The sequence below is a fragment of the Onishia taeanensis genome (genome assembly GCF_003268885.1).
GTDB lineage: Bacteria > Pseudomonadota > Gammaproteobacteria > Pseudomonadales > Halomonadaceae > Onishia > Onishia taeanensis_A.
This window is the reverse complement of the sequence record NZ_QLSX01000001.1, coordinates 488,059-513,503: the sequence shown is the minus strand read 5'-3', so window position 1 is coordinate 513,503 and position 25,445 is coordinate 488,059. Positions and strand designations below refer to the sequence as shown.

28 protein-coding genes and 1 riboswitch are annotated in these 25,445 nt (G+C 66.0%); of the genes, 18 read left to right on the top strand and 10 right to left on the bottom strand.

Annotation, left to right across the window (positions count from 1 at the left end; translation table 11 throughout):
* Positions 1 to 28: 28 nt before the first annotated feature.
* The 4 genes from BCL93_RS02475 to BCL93_RS02460 form a co-directional block, all read right to left on the bottom strand.
* Positions 29 to 331 carry a winged helix-turn-helix domain-containing protein gene (locus BCL93_RS02475; RefSeq protein WP_112053506.1) on the bottom strand — a complete coding sequence of 101 codons (303 nt, stop codon included), beginning with the start codon at positions 329 to 331 and terminating at the stop codon, positions 29 to 31.
* A gap of 150 nt (positions 332 to 481) precedes the next feature.
* A complete protein-coding gene (locus BCL93_RS02470) occupies positions 482 to 952 on the bottom strand; it encodes a 2-hydroxyacyl-CoA dehydratase (protein WP_258395905.1) in 471 nt (156 codons plus the stop codon).
* 125 nt (positions 953 to 1,077) lie between these two features.
* Positions 1,078 to 1,473 carry a hypothetical protein gene (locus BCL93_RS02465; protein WP_220086221.1) on the bottom strand — a complete coding sequence of 132 codons (396 nt, stop codon included), beginning with the start codon at positions 1,471 to 1,473 and terminating at the stop codon, positions 1,078 to 1,080.
* Positions 1,474 to 1,482: 9 nt separating this feature from the next.
* Entirely contained in the window at positions 1,483 to 2,808 is a 1,326-nt protein-coding gene (locus BCL93_RS02460) for a sulfite oxidase (RefSeq protein WP_112053505.1), read from the bottom strand.
* A 223-nt stretch (positions 2,809 to 3,031) separates the two neighbouring features.
* Here BCL93_RS02460 and cobT point away from each other — a divergent pair, with 223 nt between their 5' ends.
* The 12 genes from cobT (at position 3,032) to BCL93_RS02400 (ending at position 14,285) form a co-directional block, all read left to right on the top strand.
* Positions 3,032 to 4,081, top strand: a complete 1,050-nt coding sequence (gene cobT / locus BCL93_RS02455; RefSeq protein ID WP_112053504.1) for a nicotinate-nucleotide--dimethylbenzimidazole phosphoribosyltransferase — start codon at positions 3,032 to 3,034, stop codon at positions 4,079 to 4,081.
* 4 nt (positions 4,082 to 4,085) lie between these two features.
* Complete coding sequence (locus BCL93_RS02450) at positions 4,086 to 4,790, top strand: adenosylcobinamide amidohydrolase (protein ID WP_112053503.1); 705 nt, start codon at positions 4,086 to 4,088, stop codon at positions 4,788 to 4,790.
* Positions 4,787 to 5,782 (top strand): adenosylcobinamide-phosphate synthase CbiB, encoded by a 996-nt coding sequence (cbiB, locus tag BCL93_RS02445; protein WP_112053502.1) that lies wholly within the window; start codon positions 4,787 to 4,789, stop codon positions 5,780 to 5,782. Before BCL93_RS02450 ends, cbiB begins: the two co-directional genes overlap by 4 nt.
* Positions 5,779 to 6,960, top strand: a complete 1,182-nt coding sequence (gene cobD, locus BCL93_RS02440; RefSeq protein WP_112053501.1) for a threonine-phosphate decarboxylase CobD — start codon at positions 5,779 to 5,781, stop codon at positions 6,958 to 6,960. Before cbiB ends, cobD begins: the two co-directional genes overlap by 4 nt.
* A complete protein-coding gene (locus tag BCL93_RS02435) occupies positions 6,957 to 7,547 on the top strand; it encodes a bifunctional adenosylcobinamide kinase/adenosylcobinamide-phosphate guanylyltransferase (protein ID WP_112053500.1) in 591 nt (196 codons plus the stop codon). The genes cobD and BCL93_RS02435 overlap by 4 nt, the downstream gene beginning before the upstream one ends.
* Complete coding sequence (gene cobS / locus BCL93_RS02430; protein ID WP_112053499.1) at positions 7,544 to 8,302, top strand: adenosylcobinamide-GDP ribazoletransferase; 759 nt, start codon at positions 7,544 to 7,546, stop codon at positions 8,300 to 8,302. Before BCL93_RS02435 ends, cobS begins: the two co-directional genes overlap by 4 nt.
* The gene (locus tag BCL93_RS02425) at positions 8,254 to 8,889 is read left to right on the top strand and encodes a histidine phosphatase family protein (protein WP_112053498.1); all 636 of its coding nucleotides are present in this window, start codon (positions 8,254 to 8,256) and stop codon (positions 8,887 to 8,889) included. The genes cobS and BCL93_RS02425 overlap by 49 nt, the downstream gene beginning before the upstream one ends.
* The gene (locus BCL93_RS02420; RefSeq protein ID WP_112053497.1) at positions 8,841 to 9,308 is read left to right on the top strand and encodes a bifunctional adenosylcobinamide kinase/adenosylcobinamide-phosphate guanylyltransferase; all 468 of its coding nucleotides are present in this window, start codon (positions 8,841 to 8,843) and stop codon (positions 9,306 to 9,308) included. The genes BCL93_RS02425 and BCL93_RS02420 overlap by 49 nt, the downstream gene beginning before the upstream one ends.
* Positions 9,307 to 9,559: riboswitch (cobalamin riboswitch) on the top strand. Its footprint overlaps the gene before it by 2 nt.
* A 131-nt stretch (positions 9,560 to 9,690) precedes the next feature.
* Positions 9,691 to 11,562 (top strand): TonB-dependent receptor domain-containing protein, encoded by a 1,872-nt coding sequence (locus tag BCL93_RS02415; protein WP_425339108.1) that lies wholly within the window; start codon positions 9,691 to 9,693, stop codon positions 11,560 to 11,562.
* Complete coding sequence (locus BCL93_RS02410; RefSeq protein WP_258395904.1) at positions 11,562 to 12,491, top strand: cobalamin-binding protein; 930 nt, start codon at positions 11,562 to 11,564, stop codon at positions 12,489 to 12,491. The genes BCL93_RS02415 and BCL93_RS02410 overlap by 1 nt, the downstream gene beginning before the upstream one ends.
* Positions 12,478 to 13,476, top strand: coding sequence for a FecCD family ABC transporter permease (locus tag BCL93_RS02405; RefSeq protein WP_220086220.1), 999 nt, complete (start codon positions 12,478 to 12,480; stop codon positions 13,474 to 13,476). Before BCL93_RS02410 ends, BCL93_RS02405 begins: the two co-directional genes overlap by 14 nt.
* Positions 13,476 to 14,285: an ABC transporter ATP-binding protein gene (locus BCL93_RS02400; RefSeq protein ID WP_258395903.1), complete on the top strand. Its 810-nt coding sequence runs from the start codon at positions 13,476 to 13,478 to the stop codon at positions 14,283 to 14,285. Before BCL93_RS02405 ends, BCL93_RS02400 begins: the two co-directional genes overlap by 1 nt.
* An 11-nt stretch (positions 14,286 to 14,296) precedes the next feature.
* On the opposite strand, the gene BCL93_RS02395 is transcribed toward BCL93_RS02400, so the two are convergent.
* A complete protein-coding gene (locus BCL93_RS02395; RefSeq protein ID WP_112053495.1) occupies positions 14,297 to 14,473 on the bottom strand; it encodes a DUF1289 domain-containing protein in 177 nt (58 codons plus the stop codon).
* Between the two features lies 1 nt (position 14,474).
* Positions 14,475 to 14,837, bottom strand: a complete 363-nt coding sequence (locus tag BCL93_RS02390) for a hypothetical protein (protein ID WP_112053494.1) — start codon at positions 14,835 to 14,837, stop codon at positions 14,475 to 14,477.
* Positions 14,838 to 15,235: 398 nt separating this feature from the next.
* On the opposite strand from BCL93_RS02390, the gene cobO reads away from it, so the two are divergent.
* Genes cobO through BCL93_RS02370 form a run of 3 tightly spaced genes read left to right on the top strand, consistent with a single transcriptional unit; the run spans position 15,236 to position 18,106 of the window.
* Positions 15,236 to 15,841, top strand: a complete 606-nt coding sequence (gene cobO / locus BCL93_RS02380; RefSeq protein ID WP_112053493.1) for a cob(I)yrinic acid a,c-diamide adenosyltransferase — start codon at positions 15,236 to 15,238, stop codon at positions 15,839 to 15,841.
* Complete coding sequence (gene bluB, locus BCL93_RS02375; protein ID WP_112053492.1) at positions 15,841 to 16,554, top strand: 5,6-dimethylbenzimidazole synthase; 714 nt, start codon at positions 15,841 to 15,843, stop codon at positions 16,552 to 16,554. The genes cobO and bluB overlap by 1 nt, the downstream gene beginning before the upstream one ends.
* A 10-nt stretch (positions 16,555 to 16,564) precedes the next feature.
* Positions 16,565 to 18,106 (top strand): cobyric acid synthase, encoded by a 1,542-nt coding sequence (locus BCL93_RS02370; RefSeq protein WP_112053491.1) that lies wholly within the window; start codon positions 16,565 to 16,567, stop codon positions 18,104 to 18,106.
* Positions 18,107 to 18,127: 21 nt separating this feature from the next.
* On the opposite strand, the gene BCL93_RS02365 is transcribed toward BCL93_RS02370, so the two are convergent.
* The 3 genes from BCL93_RS02365 to BCL93_RS02355 all read right to left on the bottom strand — a co-directional run bounded on the left by BCL93_RS02365 (position 18,128) and on the right by BCL93_RS02355 (position 20,629).
* Positions 18,128 to 18,796: an OmpA/MotB family protein gene (locus tag BCL93_RS02365; protein ID WP_112053490.1), complete on the bottom strand. Its 669-nt coding sequence runs from the start codon at positions 18,794 to 18,796 to the stop codon at positions 18,128 to 18,130.
* Entirely contained in the window at positions 18,789 to 19,637 is an 849-nt protein-coding gene (locus BCL93_RS02360) for a motility protein A (protein ID WP_112053489.1), read from the bottom strand. The genes BCL93_RS02365 and BCL93_RS02360 overlap by 8 nt, the downstream gene beginning before the upstream one ends.
* 152 nt (positions 19,638 to 19,789) lie before the next feature.
* Positions 19,790 to 20,629 (bottom strand): glycerophosphoryl diester phosphodiesterase, encoded by an 840-nt coding sequence (locus tag BCL93_RS02355; protein WP_112053488.1) that lies wholly within the window; start codon positions 20,627 to 20,629, stop codon positions 19,790 to 19,792.
* Between the two features lie 196 nt (positions 20,630 to 20,825).
* On the opposite strand from BCL93_RS02355, the gene BCL93_RS02350 reads away from it, so the two are divergent.
* The 3 genes from BCL93_RS02350 (at position 20,826) to BCL93_RS02340 (ending at position 24,636) form a co-directional block, all read left to right on the top strand.
* Entirely contained in the window at positions 20,826 to 21,398 is a 573-nt protein-coding gene (locus BCL93_RS02350; protein WP_112053487.1) for a hypothetical protein, read from the top strand.
* 177 nt (positions 21,399 to 21,575) lie between these two features.
* A complete protein-coding gene (locus BCL93_RS02345) occupies positions 21,576 to 22,553 on the top strand; it encodes an NADPH:quinone reductase (RefSeq protein WP_112053486.1) in 978 nt (325 codons plus the stop codon).
* Between the two features lie 160 nt (positions 22,554 to 22,713).
* Positions 22,714 to 24,636 (top strand): SLC13 family permease, encoded by a 1,923-nt coding sequence (locus tag BCL93_RS02340; RefSeq protein ID WP_112053485.1) that lies wholly within the window; start codon positions 22,714 to 22,716, stop codon positions 24,634 to 24,636.
* On the opposite strand, the gene BCL93_RS02335 is transcribed toward BCL93_RS02340, so the two are convergent.
* On the bottom strand, positions 24,596 to 25,438 hold the full coding sequence (locus BCL93_RS02335) for an HAD-IIB family hydrolase (protein ID WP_181463011.1): 843 nt from the start codon (positions 25,436 to 25,438) through the stop codon (positions 24,596 to 24,598). The two genes, BCL93_RS02340 and BCL93_RS02335, sit on opposite strands and share 41 nt — an antisense overlap.
* Positions 25,439 to 25,445: the final 7 nt, after the last annotated feature.

Below are 25,445 nucleotides of genomic sequence, written 5' to 3'. Positions count from 1 at the left end.
TTAGGTCACGACCGGGTCGATCTGGCGCTCATGGATAGCCCAGCGCCGTCTTGATGGCGGCCTGGTGGCGGGCGATCCACTCGGGGTTGATGGCGCCCCAGTCATGAATCACGTAGCGGCCAATGTTGTGGCGCTCGCCCGGCTCGGGCTCGAACCGGCAGTCGATGTCCAGCTCGGCCAGGGCGTTGAGGGTGTCCTGGGCGGTGCGCCTTGGCATGCCGGTGGCCTCGGTCAGGGCGGGCACGCTGGCGATTCCCTGCTCGATCAGGTAGGCCACATAGAGGCGGCGATAGAAGCTGGTCTTGGTCTTGCTGATCTGGCTTGGAGACATCGATGTTCCTGGCAGCGAATGGCCTGCTCATCCTACGTGAGGCAGGTTCCGCGTAAAGCCTGACGCGTTATATGGCCCAACTGTATTTGCCACCTTTTGCAGCCTCGCTCTTTTTCCAACCTTCTGCAGTCCTGATCTGTTAGCCGTCCTTCAATAATCCTCGAGACGCTGAATATCCCGGGCCAGCCGGCGCACTTCGCCATCGTGCCCGGCGACGAGGGCAGCGAAAAATTCGCGTTCTTCCTCGATGCTGGCCCTATCAGCCCGGTGCCGGTAGAGATCCTGCAGCGTCTTGTGGGTGGTCAGGGCGGTGGCCAGCACGTCCTGCACGCTGTCGCAGTCCATGCACCCAGGTAGCCGGTCGAGCACCGGTAGATGGGGAAAGTCGGCCGGGTCGTCGAACCAGGTGTCCAGCACGCCGCGGTGATCGCTGCCGTCGGTGAAGTAATCCTCGAGGTTTGCCTGCAGGGTGCGTTCATGATTGGCCAGATACTCAAGGGCCATGCGCACCCGCTCTTTGACATCGTCGCCGGCGTGCTTGGTGTAGTGCTCCGCCAATCGCTGGTGATAATCCGCCGCCCAGTGCACCAGCTCTTTTACCTGATGAAAGCGCATTGTCATGCCCTCTGCTCATCATGCCCCAGTAAGTCACCGCCCTTGTGCCCTCTTTCGGGCCCTTCCTGTTTAGGCTAGCTGAATTACCGCGACGCAGATTGATCCAGGTCAGGGCCTGCCTTTGGGTCGCCCTAGGAGGTTCCGGGTGCGGTGTCGCCCTGCTTGTAGGGATTGGTCGGCAGTAGCGACGGCGCCAGTGGCGGGCGTCGCGCGCCTTCCTTGGGACCGTAGTGGGCGCTGAGGTAGTCGAGGATGGTGGTTTCCATCTCCGGGGTGAAGGCCCACAGGCCCTGGGTGTCCTGCATCCAGCGGATCAGTCCTTGCCAGTGGTTACGCGAGCCGCTGTTCTGGGTTACTAGCTTCGCCGAATGGCAGACGGTGCAGTTGGCACTGACCACCTGCCAGCCCTCAGCGATAACCAGGCCGGTTGCTGGGTCGGTATCCTGGCTTAGGGCGGGTGGGGCGAGCAGCAACGTTGCCAGCAGCAGCCCGGTGACGCGCAGGGAGCCTGGATGGTAAATACGCATGGCGACCTCCTAAACCACTTGCACCGCGATGCGGTGGCAGGCGTTGTTGAGATAGCCCTTGGGGTTCCAGCCGGGTACCACCATCGGTTGGGCGAGGCCCTCGCTGTCCACCGCCATCGCCCAGACTTCGTAATAGCCGGGTTCGGGGAAGGTGAGGCGGGTGGTGAAGCGCTGCCAGGCTAGCCGGTTGGGGGCCTCGCGGAGCTCGGCGGGCTGCCAGGTGGCGCCGAAGTCATGAGAGACATGTACCTCGCGCACCGCCAGATCGCCGGCCCAGGCATGGCCTCGCACTTCGAGCGATTCGCCCAGCGGGTGAGTGATGCCCGAGCGGGGGAAGGTGATCAGCGACTTGACCGGCATTGACTGGATGGTCTCGAAGTCGGCAAGCGGCACGTCGGTGCCCGGTGCCACCGGGTAGCGGGGCACGCTGTAGGAGGGCGCGGCCATCTTGGCGCCGTCGTGTTTCTGATTGCGTATCACGATCCGGGTCAGCCACTTGCCGGAGACCGAGCCCGGCCAGCCGCCGCAGACCAGACGCAGCGGGTGGCCGTTGAGGTAGGGAATGTCCTCGCCGTTCATGGCCCAGGCGATCAGCGACTCCTCTTCCATGGCCTTGTCGATGGGCACGCCGCGGGAGATCGGTTCCTTGCTTGGGTCGCCGCTTGGGTGGGTGTCGGCGCCGTAGTAGCCGATGTAGACGGCGTCGTCGGCGATGCCGCAGGCCTCGAGCACGTCGCTCAGTCGGGCGCCGCTGAAGCTTGGGCAGGCCACGGCCCCGGTCGTCCACTGATTGCCGCTGGCCGAGGGCACGAACTCGCTGCGCCCGTTGCCGCCGCATTCGACCTGCAGCTGGTAGGTGTGCTGGGTGAAGCGCTCCTTGAGCTCGGCCAGGGTGAAGACGGTAGGCGTCAGGCAGGATTCGCCCTCGATGCTCAGGGTCCAGTTAGCGACGTCGATCGCCTGAGCCTCGGGGGGAATGCCGTTGTTGCGCACGAACATGTGCTGAGCCGGGGTGATGTCATCGTCCAGCAGGTGCGGCGGCGTCTCGGCGTTGATCGGCCGGTCGTTGAGTACCGTCAGCCCTTCCTTGCCAGCGAGAGTGAAGGGCGCATCGCTCTGGGCCAGGGCCGCGGGAATAAGGCCACCCGGCATCTTATCGGCGAAGGGGATCGAGGCACCCAGGGCGGCCGCCATGGCCAGCAGGCTAGAGCGCTGGAGAAACCCGCGACGGGTGAGGGGATCGACCTCCCGGCCCCAGAGTCGCCGATCCGCCGCCACCGGGTCTTCGGCATAGAGTTCATGCAGGCCACGTGAGCGTGGTGTTGTCTTGGTCATGGCGCTGACTCCTGGCTCACCTGGCTCAAGCAACTTATCTAGCCCACAAGCAACTTATCTAGCTATAAGGGGTAGCGAGTCGCCGGCCGGGTTTTTTCTGATCATGTTGGCCTTAATCAGCGTAGCACTTGGGTGACGACTCGCGAGCAGGCTGACCCTACGGGCTGAGCCGGCAGGCCTCTGGTAAGATGCCTGGCTGAAAAAGAATCTCCGGAGACGCACCGTGAATGATCCTTCGCCACTGATTCCCGGTCTCGACACAGCCTGTGCCGAACGGGTCGGTCGCTACCTCGATACCCTCACCAAGCCACCCGGCAGCCTGGGGCGCCTCGAGTCCCTGGCGGTGACCCTGGCCGCCATTACCGGCGAGGACTTCCCCAGCGTCACGCCGCCCGGCGTAGTGGTCTTCGCCGCTGATCACGGCGTGGCAGAGGAAGGCGTTTCGGCCTTTCCCCAGGCCGTGACTGCCCAGATGGTGGCTAATTTCGTCACCGGTGGGGCGGCCATCAACGTCTTTGCGCGACGCATCGACGCTCGGCTCGAGGTGGTCGATGTCGGGGTGGCGAGTGACGTGTCGGGCCCGGGGATCGTGCATGACAAGGTGCGTCCGGGGACGCGCAACATGGCGCGTGAGAACGCCATGACCCAGCACGAGGCCCGGACGGCCATTGCGGTTGGCCGGCGTGCCGCCGAGCGCGCCGCGAAGGCCGGCTGTCGCTGCCTGATCGTCGGCGAAATGGGCATCGCCAATACCACCGCCAGCACGGCCATGCTGGCCGCCCTGACCGGTGTGCCGGTAGCCGAGCTGGTGGGGCCGGGCACTGGTGTGGCCGGCGATGCCCTGGCCAGGAAGCAGGCCGTCATCGAGGCGGCTCTGGTCGCTCGGGCGGCCGATCCCGACGATCCCATGGACGTACTGGCCCGCCTGGGCGGGCTCGAGGTCGCCGCCATGGTGGGGGCCTACCTCGGCGCCGCCGCAAGCCGCCTGCCGATTCTCGTCGATGGCTTTATTGCCACCGTCGCCGCGCTTACCGCCTGCCGCCTCGAGCCATCACTGCGCCCCTATCTGATATTTGGCCATCGCTCCCATGAGCCCGGCCATGATCGGGCCCTGGCGGCGCTGGACGCCGCCCCCCTGCTGGATTTTTCCCTGCGACTGGGGGAGGGCAGCGGCGCTGCCCTGGCCTTCCCGTTGCTCGAGGCGGCGACCGCGATGCTCTCGGAGATGGCGACCTTTGCCGATGCCGGCGTCGATAACCGTGAGGCCCGCTGAGCCGATGGCGGCCTCGTGCCGCTCGCCCGGGTCGTGGCTGGATGTGGGAGGCGGCCTCGCGCTTGCTGTCGATGCCGGCTGCGTGCACTTCCGTCATGAGACGCCCCTGCGCACCCTGAGCAGTGCTCTGGTCGGGCCGGGACTCGGCTGGTCGCGGGACTTCTGCAACTTTCACGTCGACAAGGACTATGCCGGCCAGGCGCCCCGTGCCGACCTGTTGGGCTGGCTGTCCGCACGTGGCCTTGAGGCCGAGAACTGCGTGGCGATGATGACCGCGGTGCCCCTGGCCCATTTGGCGCTCGAGGAGGTCCACGCCGGCGAGCGCCGGGTGCTGGTCGCGGTCACCGCGGGGGTCGGTAATGCCGTGGATATCACCGCTCCGGTGCGGGACGACCCGCGCCTGGTTGCCGGCACCATCAATACGCTGGTGTTCATCGACGGCCATCTCGACGATGGTGCCCTGGTCAATGCCGTTCAGTCGGCCAGTGAGGCCAAGGTGCGGGCCCTGGCCGTGTGGGGCGTCCGGGATCCGGTCGCAGGCACGCCGGCCACCGGCACCTCCACCGATTGCCTGGCCATCGCCGCCACCCAGTGCGGGGTGGCGACGCCTTATGCAGGCTCGGGCACGCTGCTCGGGCGGGCCATCGGAGCAGCCGCGTTCCAGGCCATCCAGGCCTCCTTGGCCATGGCGGAGGAGGGCAGGCGATGAGTCTGGCACTTCCGGCGTTCGAGCCCCTGTCCCTGTCGCTGCTGGCCATGATCGCTGCCGCAGTGATGCTCGACTTGTTGCTGGGTGACCCGCGCTGGTTGCCGCATCCGGTGGTGGGCATCGGTCGGGTAATCGCTTGGCTCGAGCGGGCCTGGAATCACGGACCTTCTGCCGATCGCCGGCGGCGTGGCCAGTGGCTGGCGGCGCTGGTGGTGGGAGGCACCTGGGCGCTCGCCTGGAGCGTCCTCGCCGTTCTCGCCTGGATCAGCCCCTGGCTGTCAGCGGCCATGGAGCTTGTTCTTCTGGCCACGACGCTGGCGGCTCGAGGGCTCGCCGAGGCCGCCCGGGCGGTGGCCGTGCCGCTGGCACAGGGTGATATGGCGGCAGCCCGAAAAGCCCTTTCCATGATCGTTGGCCGTGACACGGCCGACCTCGACGAGAGCGAACTGGCCCGGGGTACGGTTGAAACCGTGGCCGAGAACACCGTGGATGGCATCACCGCGCCGCTGTTCTGGGCGTTGCTGGGCGGTGCGCCGCTGGCGCTGGCCTACAAGGCCACCAACACCCTGGATTCCATGGTCGGCTACCGCAGTCCGCGCTTTACAGATTTCGGTAACGCCTCGGCGCGGCTAGATGATGTGGCGAACTGGCTGCCGGCAAGGCTCACGGCGCTGACTCTCTGGTTAGCCGCCTTGGTCATACCCGGCAGCCGTTGGCGCGGGGCCATCGCCAGCACTCGCCGCGAGGCACCGAGCCACCCCAGTCCCAATGCGGGCTGGCCGGAGGCCATGGTCGCCAACCTCATGGGGGTGCGGCTTGGCGGCCTCAATCACTACGCCGGGCGTCCCTCGCCGCGGGCCACCCTGGGCACGCCCCATGAGGCCCTTACCGCAGGCCATGTCGAGCGGGCGATTGGCTACATGCACGGCGGGTGGCTGGTCTTCCTGCTGCTGGCGGCGCCCCTGGTGCTGATGCGGGAGTGGCTGATATGACGTCATGGATCGCCAACTGGCCCGCTCACGGTGGTCGCCGGGCGGCCTTGCTGGCGCGTTTCGGCCTGCCGTCTGACTATCCGCTGATCGACTTCAGCGCCAACCTCAACCCGTTGGGGCCCCCGGCCTGGCTGAGCGACTGGCTGACAGGCGCCGCCGATCGGTTGGCGGTCTACCCAAACCCGGATGACGATGCGCCTGCCCAGGCCATTGCCGCCCAGCAAGGGCTGACGCCCGAGCAGGTGCTGGTGACCAACGGCGGCGCCGAAGCCATCTATCTGGCGGCGGCCCTGCACGCCGGTGGCCGGGCACTGGTGGTCGAGCCCACCTTCAGCGAGTACCGCCTCGCCTGCGCCCACTATGGCCTTTCGGTCGAGTCGCTTGCGCTGCGAGGCGAGGCGTTCGAGCTCGACGTCGATGCGGCCGAGCGGGCCATGGAGGGCGCTGTTGAAAGTGCTGTTGAGAGAACCGAAGAGAGAACTGAAGAGAGAACTGAAGAGAGAACTGAAGAGAGAACCGGAGAGGGGGCGAGAGCACCTGCCTCGGTGCTCTTTCTGTGTCGCCCCAACAACCCCACCGGCACTCTGTTGCCGTTTGAGACCATTGAGCGCCTGCTGGCCCGGGGCTTTGAGACGGGCACCACCGTGGTGGTCGATGAGGCCTTTATCGACTTCAGTGATGAGGGCGCGCTCACGCCATTGCTGGCCTCTGCGCCAAACCTCGTGCTGCTGCGCTCGCTGACCAAACTCTATGATCTGCCGGGCCTGCGGCTGGGCTACCTGCTCGCGTCGCCATCGCTGGTGCGACGTGCCCGTGACCTGCAGATGCCCTGGAGCGTCAACGCCCTGGCGCTGGGGCTGGTGGCACCGCTGTTGGCCGACGCCGACTATCTTTCCCGCACCCGTACCTGGCTTGCCGATGTACGCCCTGGCATGCCCGAGGCGGTGCGCGCGCTGGGCTATGCGGTGCCGGCCACTCAGGCCAACTTCATGCTGCTGGACTGCGGAGACGCCGCCGAGGCAGAGGCGCTGTTCGCCTTCCTGCTGCGCCGGGGCCTGCTTTCCCGGCATACCCATAACTTCCCCGGCCTCGATGGCCGCTGGCTGCGCCTGGCGCTGCGCGACAGCGCGGACAACGCCGTTTTGCTCGAGGCGCTGGCCGCCTGGAGGCGCGCATGATCGCCTTCGTCTCGGGTGGCGCGCGTTCCGGCAAGAGTGCAGTGGCCGAGGCACTGGCCCGAGCTTGGCGCTCGCCTGCGCCCGGCGGCCTGGTTTACCTGGCCACGGCCCGGGTCAGCGACGACGAGATGGCGACAAGAGTTGCGCGGCATCGTCGCGAGCGCGGCGAGGGCTGGCTGACCCGGGAAGCGCCACTGGACATAGCCGGTGCACTCGATCGCGTGCCGGTTGGGGCTAGCGTCCTGCTCGACTGCCTGACGCTCTGGGCCAGCCAGGTCATGTTCGAGGCCGGCCTCGAGGAGGAGGCTGGGTGCAGGATGCTTCGCCAGTGGGTCGAGACGGCCCGCCGCCGCGAGATCACGCTGGTGGTGGTCTCCAACGACCTCAACGAAGATCTGCCGCCGCGAGATGAGCTGGTCTGGCGCTACCTGGTATTCCTGCAGCGCCTGCACCGAGACCTGGCCCATCAGGCTGACCGGGTGATCGAAGTGGTGGCCGGTTGCCCGGTCGACTGGAAGGGCTCGATCGATGGCAATGACGCGGTCGATGGCCAACACCCCGATGACGGCAAGGGAGAAACATCATGAAGGACGCTATCTTCGGCGCACTGCTGGCGATCCAGTTTCTGACCCGAGTCCCGGTGCCCGTGGCCTGCCCGTGGACGCCGGGCACCCGGCGCTGGGCGGCGAGGGCCTATCCGCTGGTGGGGGCGCTACTCGGCGCCCTGGTAGGTGGAATCGGTGTGCTACTGCAGCCGCTGCTGCCCACCCCGATGCTGGCCCTCATGCTGCTGAGTCTCTGGGTGGCGCTCTCTGGTGGCCTGCATCTGGATGGCCTGATGGACCTGGCCGATGCCCTGGGCAGCAATGCGCCGCTGGAGCGGCGCTGGGCGATCATGAAGGATTCCCAGGTGGGCAGCTTCGCCGTGCTGGCGCTGGTGTTTCACTTGGCCTGGAAGGCCGTGCTGCTATGGGCCCTGCTCGAGGCGGGAGCCAGCCCCTGGTGGCTGGTGCCCGTCGCTGCTCTTGGCCGGCTGGGCGGCGTCGGCCTGCTGGTCTGGGTGACGGCGGCAAGGCCCGAGGGCCTGGCACACGCCTGGCAGCAGAGTCTCGGCTTTTGGGATCTCGCCCTGGCGGCGCTGCTGCCGCTGGCCGTAGTGGTCATCATGCCAAGCATGGTCTGGCTGCTGATGGGCCTTGCGATATTCATCATCATCTACGGCCTGGCGGTACGCCGGGCTTTCGGCGGCATCAACGGCGACATCGTTGGCGCCGCCATCGAGGGAGGAGAATTATGGTTGCTGATGATCGCCTGGAGCTGGTGGTCGTTCGTCACGGTCTGACCAGTTGGAACCAAGAGCGCCGCTACCAGGGCCACCGCGATATTCCGCTGTTGCTGCCTGACGCTGAGCCAGATCTGGATCGGCTGCGCGATCACCTGGCAGGTGTCGATTTCGATGCCGTCTACTGCAGTGATCTGACGCGCTGTCGTCAAACGCTTGCGCATGTGCGTGAAGGCCATCCTGATACGCCGCGTTTTGATGCCCGGCTGCGCGAGCTGAATTTCGGCGACTACGAAGGGCAAACCTGGGCCGCGCTCAAGGACGATCCCGACTATCGGGCCTGGGTCGACAGCCAGGGCCTGTTGGCCACGCCCGGTGGCGAATCGGCGGATGATCTCTGGGCGCGGCTATCGGCCTGGCTGGATGATGTGCTCGCCGAGGCACGCCAGTGCCAGCACCGTCGCGTGCTGGCGGTAAGCCATGGCGGCACTATCCGCGAACTGCGTCGCCGCCTCGAGGCGGCCGATTTCTGGGACGGGGTGGTCGGCCAGGCCCAGGGGCGCTGTTTCACCTTTACGACCAAGGAGGACGGCTGGTCATGCAGCTCTTCATCGGTGGTGCCTGCGCCGGCAAAGGCGACATCGTAACCGCGCGCTTTCCTGGCGCCTTGTGGCTGAAGGCGGACGATGCGCTCTCCGACTGGCGTGACCGGCTCGTCTCAGGGCGAGTGCTCGTGATTACCGGCTGGGCAGACTGGCTTGCACGGGCGTTGGCTGACGAGCGCGATGATGACCGGCTGCGCCAGCGTTTGGTCGATACCCTTCAGGCAATGATCGAGGCCGAGGGGCACACCGGCGGGCAGATGGTGTTGATTCTGCCGGAGATGGGGCGTGGCATCGTGCCATTGGCGCCCGAGGACCGCCGACTGCGTGATCTGGCCGGTTGGTTGAGTCAGGATGCGGCCTCCCGTGCCGACGCCGTCTGGTACGTGCGCCACGGGCTGGCTCGATGCCTTAAACGGCGCTCGCCGGGGGAGCGCGTTGACTCGCCTATCCGCGGTTGCTAGCTTACGTTTACTCTCAGGTGACCCAGGACCGCGCAGACGGGCCGGGTTTAAACGGGAAGTCGGTGATGCAATCAGCCATTCCGACGCTGCCCCCGCAACGGTGATCGAATCGAGGTCCGCCACTACCTTCAATGGTAAGCCACTGTGCCCTTGCGGCATGGGAAGGCGGCGGTCCGGAAGGTGCCTGTCTTTTAGTAGTGCCAGGCCCTTCGTTCGTCAGTCCGGATACCGGCCTGTGAGCGCATGCCAGGACGCGGAGGGCGAACCATGGGCAGGGCTCGCGTTGTCCTCATCGCTGACTGACCTGTCTTCCCCTTCGTTTCCCGGCCCTTCAAGGGTTCTTGCCGCACGGGTGCGTGCGGCCCTGGGATATACCATTATGATGACACAACTCTCCCGCCGTCGGGGCCTGGCCGCCCTGTGTCTTGGCGTGGCGCCGTTTGCCAGCGCCGCTTCCGATACGACGTCCTCCGAGGCCGTTTCTTCCACGGCTGCTCCCGTCGCGTCCGACACTGCCGCTAGCGAGCAGATGCTCAATCCCATGGTAGTGACCGCGACCCTCGCGCCGCGCACCGCCGACCAGAGCCTTGCCTCGGTCACGGTGATCGACGAAGCCGAGCTGCGCCGCCAGGACCCCAAGGACATTACCGATATTCTGCGCGCCCAGCCCGGGGTGGATGTCACCTCCAACGGTGGCTATGGCAAGACCAGCAACGTCAATATTCGCGGCGCCGGCGGCGAATCCACGCTGCTACTGATCGACGGCATTCGGCTGCGCTCGGCCACCGCGGGTAGCCCGGCCTGGCAGCTCCTCGAGCCACGGATGTTCGAGCGGGTCGAGGTGGTCCGCGGACCGCGCGGCAGCCTCTATGGCGCTGATGCCGTGGGCGGCGTGGTCCAGCTGTTCACCCGCGAGGGAAAGGACGAAGGGCCGCATCCCAGCATCACCGCTGGCGGCGGTTCGTTTGGCACCGAGCGCTATGGGGCCAGTCTGACAGGGCGTGCCGATGACACCCGCTATGCCTTCTCTGCCAGCCATCTAAGCACCGATGGCACCGAGATAAAGCGAGGAGATGGCGACAAGGGCTACGACAACACCACCGGCTTCGTGCGGCTGTCTCAGGGCTTCGATAATGGCGGTGAGGTTGGCCTGCTGGGGCTGCGTGCCCGGGGCAACAGCGAATACGTCGGTGGTAACACCGATTATGTGCAGCAGGTGGCCGGCCTCTACGGCGAGCTTCCGGTGACCGAACGCTGGACGAGCCGCGTCACCCTCAGCGAGGCCCGCGACGAGAGCGATGACGATGCCAACGGTAGTCTTACCCACTTCGATACCGTGACCCACAGCGCTCGCTGGGAAAACACCCTGATGCTTGGGCCCCATGATCTGATCGCCGGCGCCGAATACAGTCAGGACAAGATAGATAGCAGTTCAGACTACAGCGAGGACAGCCGCGACAACGCGGCCCTTTTTGCTCAGGCCCTGCTGGACTTTTCTCCCCTGAGCCTGCAGGCCGGGGTTAGGTTTGATGACAACGAAGCCTTCGGTGAAGAAGTTACCGGCCATCTGGGCATGAGCTACGCCCTGGATCGCGTGCATACCCTGCGGGCCAGCTATGGCACGGCCTTTCGTGCGCCGACCTTCAATGAGCTCTACTTCCCGGGCTTTGGCAATGACGACCTGGATCCCGAGCGTTCCAGGACAGCCGAACTTGGCCTGCGTGGCCAGTTTGGCAAAGGCTTCTGGGATCTGTCGGTCTATCGGACCGAGATCGATGACATGATCGCGAATACCTCGCGCAATGGCCGCTTTGCGCCCTTCAACGTCAATCATGCCCGCATTCGCGGTGTGGAACTGGCCACCGGCGCCGACGTGCGTGACTGGACGCTGCGCGCCGCCCTGACCTACACCGACCCCGAGGACCAGGACACCGGTAACAGGCTGGTGCGTCGGGCGTCACGCAGTCTGCGCCTGGATGCCGACCGTGCCCTCGGCGACTGGACGCTTGGCGGCTCCTTCATCGCCCAGAATCATCGCTACAACGATGTCGACAATGAAGAGCGCCTGCCGGGCTTCGGCCTGGTCAATCTGCGCGCCGGCTGGCAGTTTGCACCCCTCTGGTCGGCCCAGATGACGCTTGAGAACGTGCTCGACAAGGAGTACGCAACGGCGCGTGCCTCGGCGTTCCAGGGTGGCTGGGATTACCTGAATCCCGGCCGTGCGGCCTTCCTTAGCGTGCGGTTCGGCGAGTGATGCGCAAGAGCGCCCGCGCGGCCCCGATGGCGGCCCTGCCCCTGACTCTGAGCCTGCCCCTGATTCTGGCCATAGGGCTGGGGGCTTGCCTGCCCGGCATTGCCTGGGCAAAGGTCTGCGCCCGCGACGACGCCGGGCATGACATCTGTCTGGAGGCGCCGGCTCAGCGTATCGTCGCGCTTTCACCCAGCGTCACCGAACTGCTCTTTGCCGCTGGCGCCGGTGAGCGGGTGGTCGGCGTGGTCAATTTCAGTGACTACCCGGCCGCTGCCAGAACGCTTCCTCAAGTGGGCGGTTACGACCGTCTTGACCTCGAGGCCCTGCTGGCCCTCGACCCCGACCTGGTGGTGGCATGGCAGGGCGGCAATCCCCGTGAGCAGGTCGACCGGCTGTCGCGACTCGGCCTGCCGGTCTACTTTTCCGACGTGGAAGACTTTGCCGGCATCGCCCAGACCCTCGAGCGCTTCGGCACCTTGGCAGGTACCTCAGGGGTCGCCGCATCCGCGGCGGCGTCACTGCGCGCAGAGGTGTCGACGCTGCGTGAGCGTTATGCCGACGTTGCCCCGGTGCCGGTTTTCTATCAGGTCTGGGAGCAGCCGCTGATGACCATCAATGGCGAGCACTGGATCAGCCGCTCGCTTGAGCTGTGTGGTGGTGTCAACCTCTTTGCCGATGCCTCCGCCCTGGCGCCGCGGATCGGCGTCGAGTCGGTGCTGGCTCGTGATCCGGAAGCGATTATCACCGGCGGCATGGGCAACCCCGACTCCACCTGGCTCGAGGCCTGGCGTGATTTTCCCCGGCTGACGGCGGTGCAGCGGGACAACCTCTTCTTCGTCGACCCGGACCTGGTTCAGCGCGCTACGCCGCGGTTGCTAGACGGCACTCGGGCGCTCTGTCAACGTCTGGAGATCGCTCGTGGCCGACGCTAGTGCTCATGTGGTGCGCCGCGCGCGGCGGCTGCGGCCCTTGGCCTGGCTGGCGCTGGCCGCGCTGCTGGCGCTGGCGATAGCCCTGGCACTGGGCAGTGTCGGTATTGCCCCCGATGAACTGGTGGCGGTGCTGTTGGGCGGCGGCGATGCTCTGCATCAGACGCTGGTGCTGGAGCTTAGGCTGCCTCGGGCGCTCGCGGCCTTCGGCACCGGTGCCTTGCTGGCCCTGGCCGGCGCCCTGATGCAGATACTGCTGCGCAACCCGCTGGCCGACCCCTATGTGCTGGGGCTTTCCGGCGGGGCCTCGGTGGCGGCACTGCTGGCAATGCTCGCCGGATGGAGCCTGGTGCTGGTCTCCGGTGCGGCCTTTATCGGTGCCCTGGCCTCGACCCTGATCGTCTTCGGCCTGGCTCATGGCACCGGCAGTTGGACGCCGACCCGCCTGCTGCTCACCGGGGTGGTAATGGCGGCGGGCTGGGGCGCCTTGATCAGTTTTCTGCTGGCAGTGAGCCCCGTGGAGCAGCTTCCCGGCATGCTCTACTGGCTGATGGGCGACATGGCCTATGCCGGCAGCCCCTGGCCGGTGTTGAGCGTGGCCGTGATCAGCCTTCTGGTGGTGACGCCCCTGGGGAGAACCCTCAACGTACTGGCTCGCGGCAGCCTTCAGGCTGGGGCCCTGGGCGTGGCGGTCCGTCCGTTGGAGTGGACCCTTTACCTGTTAGCCAGCCTGCTCACTGCGGTGGCGGTCACCACCGCCGGCAGCGTGGGCTTCGTTGGCCTGATGGTGCCCCATATGCTGCGGTTGAGGCTCGGCAACGATCAGCGGCTGATTCTGCCGGCAAGCCTGCTGGCCGGAGGCACGCTCTTGACTCTGGCCGACACCCTGGCGCGGACCCTGATCGCCCCCCAGCAGCTACCGGTAGGCGTGATCACGGCGCTGCTCGGGGTGCCGAGCTTTCTCTACCTGCTCTCTCGGAGCCGCTGATGGCTATCTCGGAACCGCTTATGGCTAACTCGGCACCGCTGATAGAGACACTCGAAGCCCGTGATCTGGTCATCGATGTCCCTGGACGTACCGGGGGAAGGCCGCTGTATCTGAGGATCGCTCCCGGCGAGCGCTGGGGCGTGCTGGGCCCCAATGGCGCCGGCAAGACGACGCTGATGCACACCCTGGCCGGGCTGCGGGCACCACGCTCAGGCGAGGTGCGTCTTGGCGGAACGCCCTTGTCACGCCTCAAGCGACGGGCACTGGCGCGCCGGTTGGGCATCGTCTTCCAGGCACACCACGACGATTTTCCGGCCACCGTCCGCGAGACGGCGTTGATTGGCCGCCATCCCTTCATCGCCCCATGGCAGCAGGAAGGGGCGGAGGATATCGCTCGTGCCGAGGCGGCACTCGAGCGGCTGGATTTGACGCACCTGGCCGAGCGAGAGCTCTCCACCCTCTCCGGCGGTGAGCGTCAGCGCGTCAGCCTCGCCACACTACTGACCCAGGCGCCGCGTTTCTGGCTTGCCGACGAGCCGACCAACCACCTCGATCTGCACCACCAGGTGGCGGTCATGGAACTGCTGGCCGAACAGGCCGATCGTGGCTGCGGCGTGGTGATGTGTCTGCATGACCTCAACCTGGCGGCTCGCTGGTGCAGCCACCTGCTGCTGCTCTACCCCGACGGTGAGGCCTGCTGGGGCGAGGCGAGCAGCATGTTGGTGCCGGCAGCGCTTGAAGGGCTCTACGGTCAGGCGTTGACCACCGCCATGGTGGACGGCGCGCCCGTCTTCGTGCCCAGGCGTTGAGGCGAGAGCGCTCAGTGCTTATCGAGTTTCTTGAGACGTTGCGCTGCCCGCTGGTTGGTCTTCATCCGCTCCTGCCGCTTCATCGCGCGCCAGTGGGTGATCTCCTCCATGGTGCGCCCGCAGCCGACACACAGCCCGCTCTTCAGCTGGCAGATCGCGACGCAGGGACTTTCGATGCCCTTGGCCATGTCAGTGACGCCCCCGGGTCGCCAACCGGCGCTCCCAGTCGCCGCCGTGCACGCGCCGGCATTCTTCCTCGCAGTCGACATCCAGGTGGGCATCGATGTCGGCGATGTCGGCCCCCACCTCGAAGAGGGCGGCCTCGGTGAGCTCAGCCATCTGGCGGCGGCCGTGGCCCTTGAGGGCGTGGGTCATGTCGGTCTGGGTCTCGAACACCCAGACGACCCTGAGGCTCTCGGGGAAGCGGTGGTAGTCCACCAGGTGGGTCAGCCAGGCGAAGCCCGGCAGCAGTGGCTTGGCGGTCTCGCAGGCTTTGGTCAGTGCCTGGGTCAACCGGCGCTCCATCTGCCGGCTGGCTTTCTTGTCGAGCATGACGGGGCTCCTGATGAAGATGTCGTGGTGACGCCCTGTGTGAATCAGCCGGCCGGGGCACATGGCGCCGCGAGGGCTCCGGCGTACCTGCCGAAGGTATGCCGCGGCCGGTCGGTTGTCAGCAGCTTACGGGGCCGGCCCGTGGCGACCAGCAGGGCTATAGGCTGCTGAGCCAGGGTGCGGTCGATATGCACCCGCTGACACTCGCCGCCGGAAAGAGTATGCCAGAAGCGGTTCGCCAGGGGCGCCGGGTCGATGTCGGCCATCGTCAAGCGTCGCGCCGAGCTGCGCGTACGTCACGGCTGGATCACGGACACCTATTGACTGGCACGGACGCCGTTATTGTCACGAACGCCTAGCTGAAGGGCGTTCTCGAATTTTTCTCGATGGAGACTCCGATGAAGCATATCAACCCCGAGCGTCATGCTCAGCGAATGGCTGCCAAGCAGCGCATCATGGATGAGCGCATCGCCGCCGCCGACAAGGAGCAGGGCGTACTGCTGGTGCTCACCGGCCCCGGCAAGGGCAAGAGCAGTTCAGGCTTCGGCATGGCCGCCCGCGCACTCGGCCACGGCATGAAGGTTGGCGTGGTGCAGTTCATCAAGGGGGGCTTCAGCACCGGCGAGGAGGCCTTCTTTCGTGACCTGCCCGGTGTGGATTATCACGTCATGGGCGAAGGCTATACCTGGGATACCCAGAGCCGCGAGCGCGACATTCGCGCCGCCGAAGCCGCCTGGGATCAGGCTCGACGCATGCTTGTCGACGAACGCTACGGACTGGTGCTGCTCGACGAACTCAATATCGCCCTGCGCCATGGCTACCTGGACCTCGATAGCGTGCTCGACGATCTGCAGGCGCGCCCGGCCATGCAACACGTCGTGGTCACCGGGCGTCATGCACCGGAGCCATTGATCGAGCTGGCCGACACCGTGACCGAGATGAAAGTGATCAAGCACGCCTTCAAGGATCAGGGCATCAAGGCTCAGAAAGGTATAGAACTCTAATGAGCGGCGACAGACATGCCTTCAGTGAGGCTGAGCGAGCCGGCCTTTACCGCGCCATCTTCGAGCGCCGCGACGTGCGCGCCCAGTTCCGCCCGGACCCGATTCCGCCCGAGGTGTTGGCGCGGCTGCTCGAGGCCGCTCATCATGCGCCCTCGGTGGGCTTCATGCAGCCCTGGGACTTCCTGATGATCGACGACCGCGCGGTGCGAAGCGGCGTACACGCCATCTTCGAGCGCGAGAACGCCAAGGCGGCCGAGGCCCACACCGGCGAGCGCGGCGCGCTGTATCGTCGCCTCAAGCTGGAAGGCATTCTCGAGAGCCCGATGAACCTGTGCATCACCTGCAACCGCAGCCGTGGCGGCGAGCACGTACTGGGGCGCCAGAGCATCGTCGAGATGGACCTGTTCAGCACCTGCCTGGCGGTCCAGAACCTGTGGCTGGCGGCCCGGGCCGAGGGCATCGGCGTAGGCTGGGTCAGCATCCTCGACCAAGAGGAGCTTGCCGAGGTGCTGGGCCTGCCGGAGCATGTCTATCCTCTCGCCTACCTGTGCCTGGGCTATGTCGATGAGTTTCTGGACAGCCCCGAACTGGCCCGCGCCGGCTGGCGTCAGCGCCTGCCGCTGGCCGAGCGGGTGCACGGTAACGGCTGGCAAACGCCGCCGGCGGATGAGGCGCTGGTCGCTGCTATCGACGCCTTGCCACCCCACTCATGAGGATACTGCCATGCCGACCCTGATGATCCAGGGCACCACCTCGGACGCCGGCAAGAGCACGGTGGTGGCGGGACTGTGCCGAGCGCTTGCTCGCCGCGGCGTGTCGGTGGCGCCCTTCAAGCCTCAGAACATGGCGCTGAACAGCGCCGTGACGCCGGAGGGTGGCGAGATCGGCCGCTCCACGGCCCTGCAGGCCTGTGCCGCTGGCATTGCCCCTCACTGCGACATGAACCCGGTACTGCTCAAGCCCGAGACCGATCAGGGCGCCCAGGTGATTCTCGACGGTCAGGTCTATGGTCACATGGGCGCGCTCGATTACCACGCCTTCAAGCGCCAGGCCCGCGCTTCGGTGTTGGCGGCCTGGGAGCGACTGTCGAGCCGCTTCGAGGTGATTATCGCCGAGGGGGCGGGCAGCCCCGCCGAGGTCAACCTGCGCGAGGGCGATATCGCCAACATGGGCTTCGCCGAGGCCATCGACTGCCCGGTGCTGCTGGTCGGTGACATCGATCGGGGTGGCGTCTTCGCCCAACTGGTAGGAACCCTGGCGCTTCTCTCCGAGACCGAGCGGGCCCGCACCAAAGGCTTCATCATCAATCGCTTTCGCGGCGATATCGCCCTGCTCGAATCCGGCCTCGACTGGCTGACGACGTATGCCAGCAAGCCGGTGCTCGGCGTCCTGCGCCACCTCGATGGCCTGCTGCTCGACGCCGAAGATGGCGTTGGTCTCACCGGCCGGGAGTCGGATCAACCCGAGCTGCATATCGTGGTGCCGATGCTGCCGCGCATCAGCAATCACACCGACCTCGATCCGCTGCGCCTGCATCCACGGGTGTCCTTGAGCCTGGTCAGCGAGGGCCAGCCGATTCCGCCGGCCGATGTAATCCTGCTGCCGGGCAGCAAGGCGACGGCATGCGATCTTGCCTGGCTGCGCGCTCAGGGCTGGGAGGCGGCGATTCATCGCCACCTTCGCTATGGCGGCAAGGTGCTCGGCATCTGTGGGGGTTTCCAGATGCTGGGGGACGCCATCGACGATCCCGAGGGCCAGGAAGGCCCGCCCGGCGTTACGCCAGGGCTCGGGCTACTACCCATGCGCACCCGTATGGTGGCGGGCAAGCAGCTGCGCAACGTGCGGGGCACGCTTGTCGGGCCTCTGGTTGGCACTCACGCTAGCACTCTCACCGGCACTGTCTCAGCCACTGTCTTAGACACCCCGGCTGGCGAAGGCGTAGCGGTGAGTGGGTACGAAATCCATAACGGCGTCAGCGAGGGGCTGGCGCTGGAGAGGCCGTTGATGCACCTCGAGGGTCGCCCGGACGGGGCGGTCAGCGCGGACGGCCAGGTGCTCGGCACCTACCTGCACGGCCTCTTCGACGAAGCGAGCGCTTGCACCGCGCTGCTTAGCCGGCTGGGTCTCGAGGATAAAGGGGCCGCGGCGGTGGACTATGCGGCCCATCGCGAGCGCGAGCTTGACCGCCTCGCCGATGCGCTGGAGGAACAGCTCGATATGGCGCAGGTGCTCGAGCTGCTTGGCCAGCACGGATGCCAGCACTGATGCCGGCCGATGCCTGAGGCGTCAGTCGTTGTGCAGCACCAGTTCCACTCTGCGGTTACTAGCCCGGCCTTGGGCGTCGTCGTTGGAAGACAGCGGCTTGGTGTCGGCATAGCCGATGGCACGCAGGCGTGTGGCGTCGATACCTTGCTCGGTCAGGAATCGCAGCACGGCGCTGGCCCGCGCACTGGATAGCTCCCAGTTGGAGGGATAGCGCGACGTGGTAATGGGCCGGTTATCGGAGTGCCCCTCGACAGAGATGCGTCCTGGAAAGGCGTCCAGCTTGTCGGTCAATTGGGCCAGCGTGGCCTCGCCGCCGGGCGTGAGCGCGGCGCTGGCGCTGTCGAATAGTAGATGATCGGCGATGCGCAGCATCGTGCCCTGGGCGTGGCGGGCTACCACCACGCCGTCTACGGCCAGGTCGTCGAAGGCGGCGTTCACGCCATCGCCCTGGCGCGGCAGTATCCCCGCCTGGCGCTCGCCTACCTTGGCCAATGGGGTAAAGCTGGGGGTGGCCGTTGCCTGGGACGACGTGGAATCGCCTACTTCGCCGCCGCTCATCGAGATCAGCAGCACGAAAAGCGTGATCAGCAGGGTCAGCACGTCCAGGTAGCTGGTCAGCCAGTTCTCGCCGTCGCTGTCTCTGCTGGCCTGGCCGGCGCCTGGTAGTAGGGCGTCATCGGAATCAGCCATCCTGTCGAGCCTCTTGGCCTTCGGGGCCCCGAGTGTCCGGGCTCGTGCTCGTGACGTCGATCCCTGGCGGCACATCACGGATTTCGTCGCGGTAGTTGGCCATGAAGGAGTTGAGGGTCTCCTCGATGAAGGAAGGCAGCCGGCGCCGGCAGATCAGCGAGATGCCTTCGAGCACCATGTTCATCGCGATCAGCCGTTCCTCGGTGCGCCTTTCGAGTTTCACGGCGATGGGCTTGAAGACCAGGTTGGCCAGCAGAATGCCGTAGAAGGTGGTCAGCAGGGCAATCGCCATGCGTGGCCCGATCACTCCGATATCGCCGGCCTCCATGACCTCGAGCATGTTCACCAGGCCGACCAGGGTACCGATCATGCCGAAGGCGGGAGCATAGGTGGCCATGGTGCGAAATATCTGTGCCTCGGCGAACTCTCTGGCCTTGAGGCGGGCGATGCGCCAGCGCAGCAGCTCGAGAATCTCCTCTTCCTTGGTATTGGCGATCACCAGCTGTACGCCGGTGCGCAGGAAGGGATTACTGGCCTTGTCCAGGGACTGCTCCACGGCACGCACATCGCCCTTGAACCACAGCCGCGAGATCGCCACGAGCTCCTGAATGTCGCCGTGAACGTAGGTGTTCTCGCGACGAAAGACCAGGCCTACCAGGCGCACCACGCGCAACACTTCCCTGAGCGGATAGCTGATGAAGGTGGCGGCCAGTGTGCCGGTGACGACGATGGCGAGCCCCGGCAGGTTGATGAAACTCTGGGGCGATTCGGCGGTAAACAGCAATACGGTGCCGAGCAGGCCGATGCTTGCCAGTATGCCGATCAGCGTCGACGGGTTCATGCACATCTCCGATTCGGGGGAAGTCATGAACCTTCATCGGCGCCTGGCCAGCGGTCTTGATGCCGATGTCGCCGTGGCTTGATTCAGATCAATTCTTGACGATGGTTGAGCCAAATCCAGCCAGGTCGCGCTTCAATTAGGCAGCTAGACAGCTAGACATCATCGGGCAGCCGGCCGGCGAAGCGCCGCGGATCGTCACTGATCGCCGCATCGACGCCCCACTGCCAAAGCGGGGCGAAGGTCAGCGGGTCGTTGGCGGTATAGCAGATCAGCCGATAGCCGGCGGCCTTGATCGCTCGAGCTCGAGACTCGGTGAGGCGTGTCCAGTCGCTGTGCACGCTGAACGCCTCGAGCCTGATGGCATCTGCCTCCCAGCCCTTGGGTATCTTGTCGTAGAGCCGGCCGAGTCTGAGTCGCGCGGGGTCTGGCTCGAGGGCCCGGGCGGCGTTGAGGGACGGGCCCGAGAAGGACGATACGATCAGTCGCGCGGCGGGCAGCATCGCCATCGCCTTGGGCACCACCGCCTCGGCCAGCGCCGCCGGGTCGTGGCCACGGGCGAGCTTGAGTTCCAGATTGAGGCCCATGCCAAGCGTTTTGATCAGCGCGAGCATCTCGTCGAGGGTCGCCATGCGCTCGCCGGCAAAGGCCGCGTCAAACCATGCGCCTACGTCTAGCCGCCGAGCCTCGGCAAGGCAGAGTTTCGCCAGCCGGCCGCGGCCATTCGAGCAGCGGTTGACAGACGCGTCATGCCAGATGACCGGAGTCCCATCGGCGAGCAGCTGGACGTCGAGCTCTACCCAGGCACTGCCTGCCTCATGAGCGGCGCGCACCGCGGCAAGGGTGTTTTCTGGTGCGCTCGCTGAAAGGCCGCGATGGGCGATCAGCCGCGGTGGCGCCTGTGTCGGGGATGACGAGACCGCCGAGGAACGTGGCGAAGAGACTGGAGAAGAGAGTGGCGAAGTCTCTGACGCGTCGATGGAAGAGGCCGACATGACGGTGGCTCCTGAGCGTGAAGGGGCGGCTTTCAGACTAAACGATATGGGTCGCGCGGCGCAGTGCCGATGATTCGGTTAGCCCTTCATCCAGGTGCAAAAGTGCGGGACGGGGCCAGCGACGTCTGACTGTGCTAGGCTGCGGCTTTTTTACACGAAGGCCCGCGTCCGCGGGCGCTGCGATAGAGGTAAGTCGATGAGAGTCGTGCACGTCAAGAACGTCCAGCAGCGCGAGGCCTGCCTCGCTCGGTTGTGTGCCGAGGTCTACGGTCACCAGGCAGGATTGGCGCCGCTTGCGACCTTTGCCGGCACTCTGGGCGTGCTGGTCAAACAGGAGGCCGCGCGCATTTTTGCGCTGGTCGACAATCAGTCGCGGCCGGCGGCCTTGGCGCTGTTGGTGCTGGATGAGGCGGGCCAGGGCATGGAAGTGTCGCTGCTCACCGCCCTCGAGGAGGGCAGCGTGGCGAACCCCGTCCAGCGCCTGGTGCAGGAACTCGCTCTCAAGGCGCCGCTGAAAGTGGTGGCGACCGATCCCAAGCAGGAAGCCATGTTCCGCGAAGCCGGCATCACGCGCTGGTTTGACGGCGAGCAGGGGCGGCGCATCGGGCTCGGCGCCCAGCATCCGGCCGAGGGGCTTGATGACATGACGCGCACGCTCGCCTTCGATGAAGGCTCGGTGGTGGCCTCCTTCAAGCAGGACAAGGAGGTCTTCGAGGGCTACAAGTCACGTTTCGTACGCGGGCTGGAGTCCTTTCCGGCCACGCTGTAAGCCGCCATCTGTTACGCCTTCTTGTCATGCCCTCTTGTTATGACAGGCAAGGTGGCAGCCGCCCCAGTGCCGGCGGTTGCTGCCAATGGCGGGCTTGACCCCCTCGGCTGAGGGCGCTTGGATAGACGCAGTTCCCTTACTCTGTTCATGCATACTCCAGCACAAGGAAGGTTTTTCATGGCCAAGCGCATTCAGCTCGCCAGCACCGGCGGCCCCGAGGTTCTCGAATTCGTCGACTTCACCCCCGCAGATCCCGCGCCGGGAGAGGTCCGGGTTCGCAATCAGGCGGTAGGTCTCAACTTCATCGATATCTATGTGCGCACCGGGCTTTACCCGGTGCCGGGGCTGCCCTCGGGCCTGGGTACCGAGGGGGCTGGCGTGGTCGATGCCGTCGGCGAAGGAGTGACACACCTCAAGGTTGGTGACCGGGTGGCTTATGCCCAAGGGCCCCTGGGCGCCTATGGTGAGCTTCATACGCTGCCCGCCGAAAAGGTCGTCAGCCTGCCTGGGGGCGTAGACGTCGAGACCGCCGCGGCTTCGATGCTCAAGGGCCTCACGGTCCAGTACCTGCTGCGCCAGACCTATCCGCTCCAGGGCGGCGAGACCATCCTCTTCCATGCCGCCGCCGGCGGCGTCGGCTCGATCGCCTGCCAGTGGGCCAAGGCCCTGGGCGTTCGGTTGATCGGTACCGTCAGCTCCCCGGAGAAGGCCGCGCTTGCCGAGAAAAACGGCGCCTGGGCCACTATCGATTATACCCAAGAGAATGTGGTCGAACGCGTCCGCGAACTTACCAATGGTGCGATGTGCGATGTGGTCTACGACTCGGTGGGCAAGGACACCTGGGAGATGTCGCTTGATTGCCTCAAGAAGCGCGGCTTGATGGTCAGCTTCGGCAACGCCTCGGGTCCGGTGGAAGGCGTCAACATCGGCATCCTCAATCAGAAGGGGTCGCTGTTCGTCACCCGCCCGAGCCTCAACGGCTATGCCGATACCCGCGAGCGGCTGGAGGCCATGAGCGAGGAGCTGTTCGCGATGCTGGAAAGCGGCAAGATCAAGGTCGATATCGCCCAGCGATTCGCGCTGGCCGACGCGGCCAAGGCACAGCAGGCCCTGGCCGGCCGTCATACCACCGGCTCGACCATTCTGGTGCCCTGACTTGCTGATGACCCGCTGACAGGAAAACGGACCGGCTGACACGACGACGCCCGCCATCGATATGGCGGGCGTCGTCGTTTGAGCTGGCGTTTTCGGCCGCTTGCTGGTGTGCTTAACGGGGTACCTGCGCTCGGGGTGCTGCCACAGGGAGGTGAGATGCATGACCGACAGCACCCAGATATTCCTGATTCTTGGCCTGACCCTGGCGGCCTTCGCCTGGGGGCGCTTCCGCTATGATCTGGTGGCGTTGTCGGCCCTGCTGGCGACGACCCTGACTGGCCTGGTGCCGGCCAGTGAGGCCTTCCTGGGCTTTGGTCATCCGGCGGTGATCACCGTGGCGGCGGTGCTGGTGCTGAGCCGAGGCTTCGAGCGGTCTGGGCTTGTTGATGTGATCGCCGAGCAGACGCTGAAAGTCGGCGAGCAGCTGGTATGGCAGGTGCTGGTGCTCACCGGCACGGTGCTGGTGCTCTCAGCGTTGATGAATAATGTTGGTGCCCTGGCCCTGATGCTGCCGGTGGCGATGCGCATGGCCCGTGAGCATGCTCGCTCGCCGTCGCTGCTACTGATGCCGCTGGCCTTCGGCTCGCTGCTCGGAGGCCTCACCACCCTGATTGGTACCCCACCCAACATCATCATCTCCAGCTACCGCGCCGCCCAGACCGGCGAGGCCTTCGGTATGTTCGCCTTCTCTCCGGTCGGTGTGGGCGTGGCGTTGGCGGGGCTTTTCTTCATCGTGTTGCTGGGGTGGCGGCTAACCCCGCGCCGAGAGGGCCAAGCCTCCGCGGACGAACTCTTCGATACCGCCCACTACCTGATCGAGATGCGGGTTGATGAAGACAGCAAGGCCTTGGGTTGGAGCCTGCGTGAGCTGCAGGCAGCGCTTGAAGAGCCGGTGCCGGTGTTGGCGGTGGTTCGCGACGAGACACGTCGCGCCGGCCATGCCTTCATGGGAAAGCTCGAGGTGGGTGATATCCTTTTGATCGAGGCTGGCCCCGACGAGATGAAGCTGCTCGAGGATAAGGCCGGCCTGCGGCTTGGTGCCGAGCCCGATGGAACTGCCGATGAGGCTGGCGATGATGGTAGTGACGCTTCGAGTAAAGAGGTATCGGGTAAAGAGGTATCGGCAAACGTCGCCGCTAGTGAGGATGCCGGCGACGGGGCGGAGGCCGGTGTAGCCGATGCCGATGCCGATGGAGAGCAAAAACCGCCACGTCGACTGGACCCCGAGGGCCTGCAGCTGGTCGAGGCGGTGGTGCGCAACGACTCGATGATGATCCATCGCACCGTGGTGCAGCTGCGACTGCTCAACCAGCATGGCTTGCACCTGGTGGCGGTGGCCCGGGACGGCGCGCGCCTCAAGCAGCGCCTGCGCGATATCCGCTTTCGCGCCGGCGACGTGCTGCTGTTGCAGGGCGATGAGGGCGGGCTTGGCGAGAGCCTGGCGATTCTCGGTTGCCTGCCTCTGGCCAGTCGCAATCTGACCCTCGGCCAGCCGCGACTGCTGGTGCTGTCGCTGGCGATCTTCGCACTGGCCATCGTCGCCATGCTGCTCGACTGGATGCCCGCAGCGGTGGCGCTGTCGACGGCGGCGCTGGCTTCCTTGCTCGCAGGGGTGCTGCCATTACGCGAGGCCTACCAGGCCATCGATGGGCCGGTGATCGTGCTGCTGGGGGCGATGCTGCCGGTGGGGCAGGCCCTGGACACCAGCGGCGGCGCCGCGCTGATCGCCGACCAGATGTTGGCGATGGGTCGCGACTGGCCAGTGGTGGCGACCCTGACGGGCCTCTTCGCCCTGAGCATGCTGCTCTCCAATGTCATCAACAACGCCGCAGCGGCCCTGCTGATGGCGCCCATTGCCGCCAGCCTCGCCAAGGGCTTCGGTGTGTCGCTGGATCCCTTCCTGATGGTGGTGGCGGTGAGTGCCTCCTGCGCCTTCCTGACCCCCATCGGCCACCAGTCCAACACCCTGGTGATGGGGCCTGGCGGTTATCGGTTCAGCGACTACTGGAAGCTTGGCCTGCCGCTGTCGCTGGTGGTGATCGTCACTGCGATTCCCCTGATTCTATGGGTCTGGCCGCTATAGGGCGGGTTGTCGGCTCGCGTGACGCTAGCAGGGTGCTGACGATATCCGCGACCCCTCGGCCATGGGAGCGCTCGGTCAGCCAGGCCGGTTCGTGATTGAGCCGCTCGCGGTGGGGCAGCAGGTTGGCGACCCCCACCGTATGGGCGAAGGTGGCGAACATGGGGGCATCATTGGGGGCATCGCCGATGTACATGACCTCGCGCTGTTGGTCTGCCTCGCTGAGCCCGAAAGTCTCGGCCAGTAACCGGTTCGCCATGCGGGCCTTGTCGAAGTCGCTCTGCCAGGCATTGATATGGATCGAGCTGGCGCGTGCCTGAATGTCGGCGGCCTGGAAACCATGCAACAGGGCGTCGATGGTTTCCGGCGCCAGGGGACCCACGGCCTGAGCATGATCGACGGCGACATCGGCCAGGCGGTAGGGCTGGTCCTGAGCCAGGGCGGCCTGCGGGTGGGCGGCGAGCAGGCGCTCTGTGACGGCCAGCACCTCCCGCTGCTGGGCGCGCAGCCGCTCGGCGTCGTCCCACCAGGTGGTCAACAGGCGCTTGCCGTCGCGGCGGAAGGCGAAGGCGCCGTTCTCGCCGATCACCGCGGCCACGGGCCAGCTGCGGGCAATATGATCGCACCAGCCGGCACAGCCGCCGGTGACCGGAATCACCTGGATGCCGGCATCTGTCAGGTGCTCCAGCGCTGCCAGGGTGCTGGCGGCCAGGCGGCCGTCTTCGGTCAGGGTGTCGTCGATGTCGGTGAGCAGGTAACGGATACCGGCAAGGGTGTCGGCGGGGCAGTCGGTGAAGGCTTGCATGGCGGTC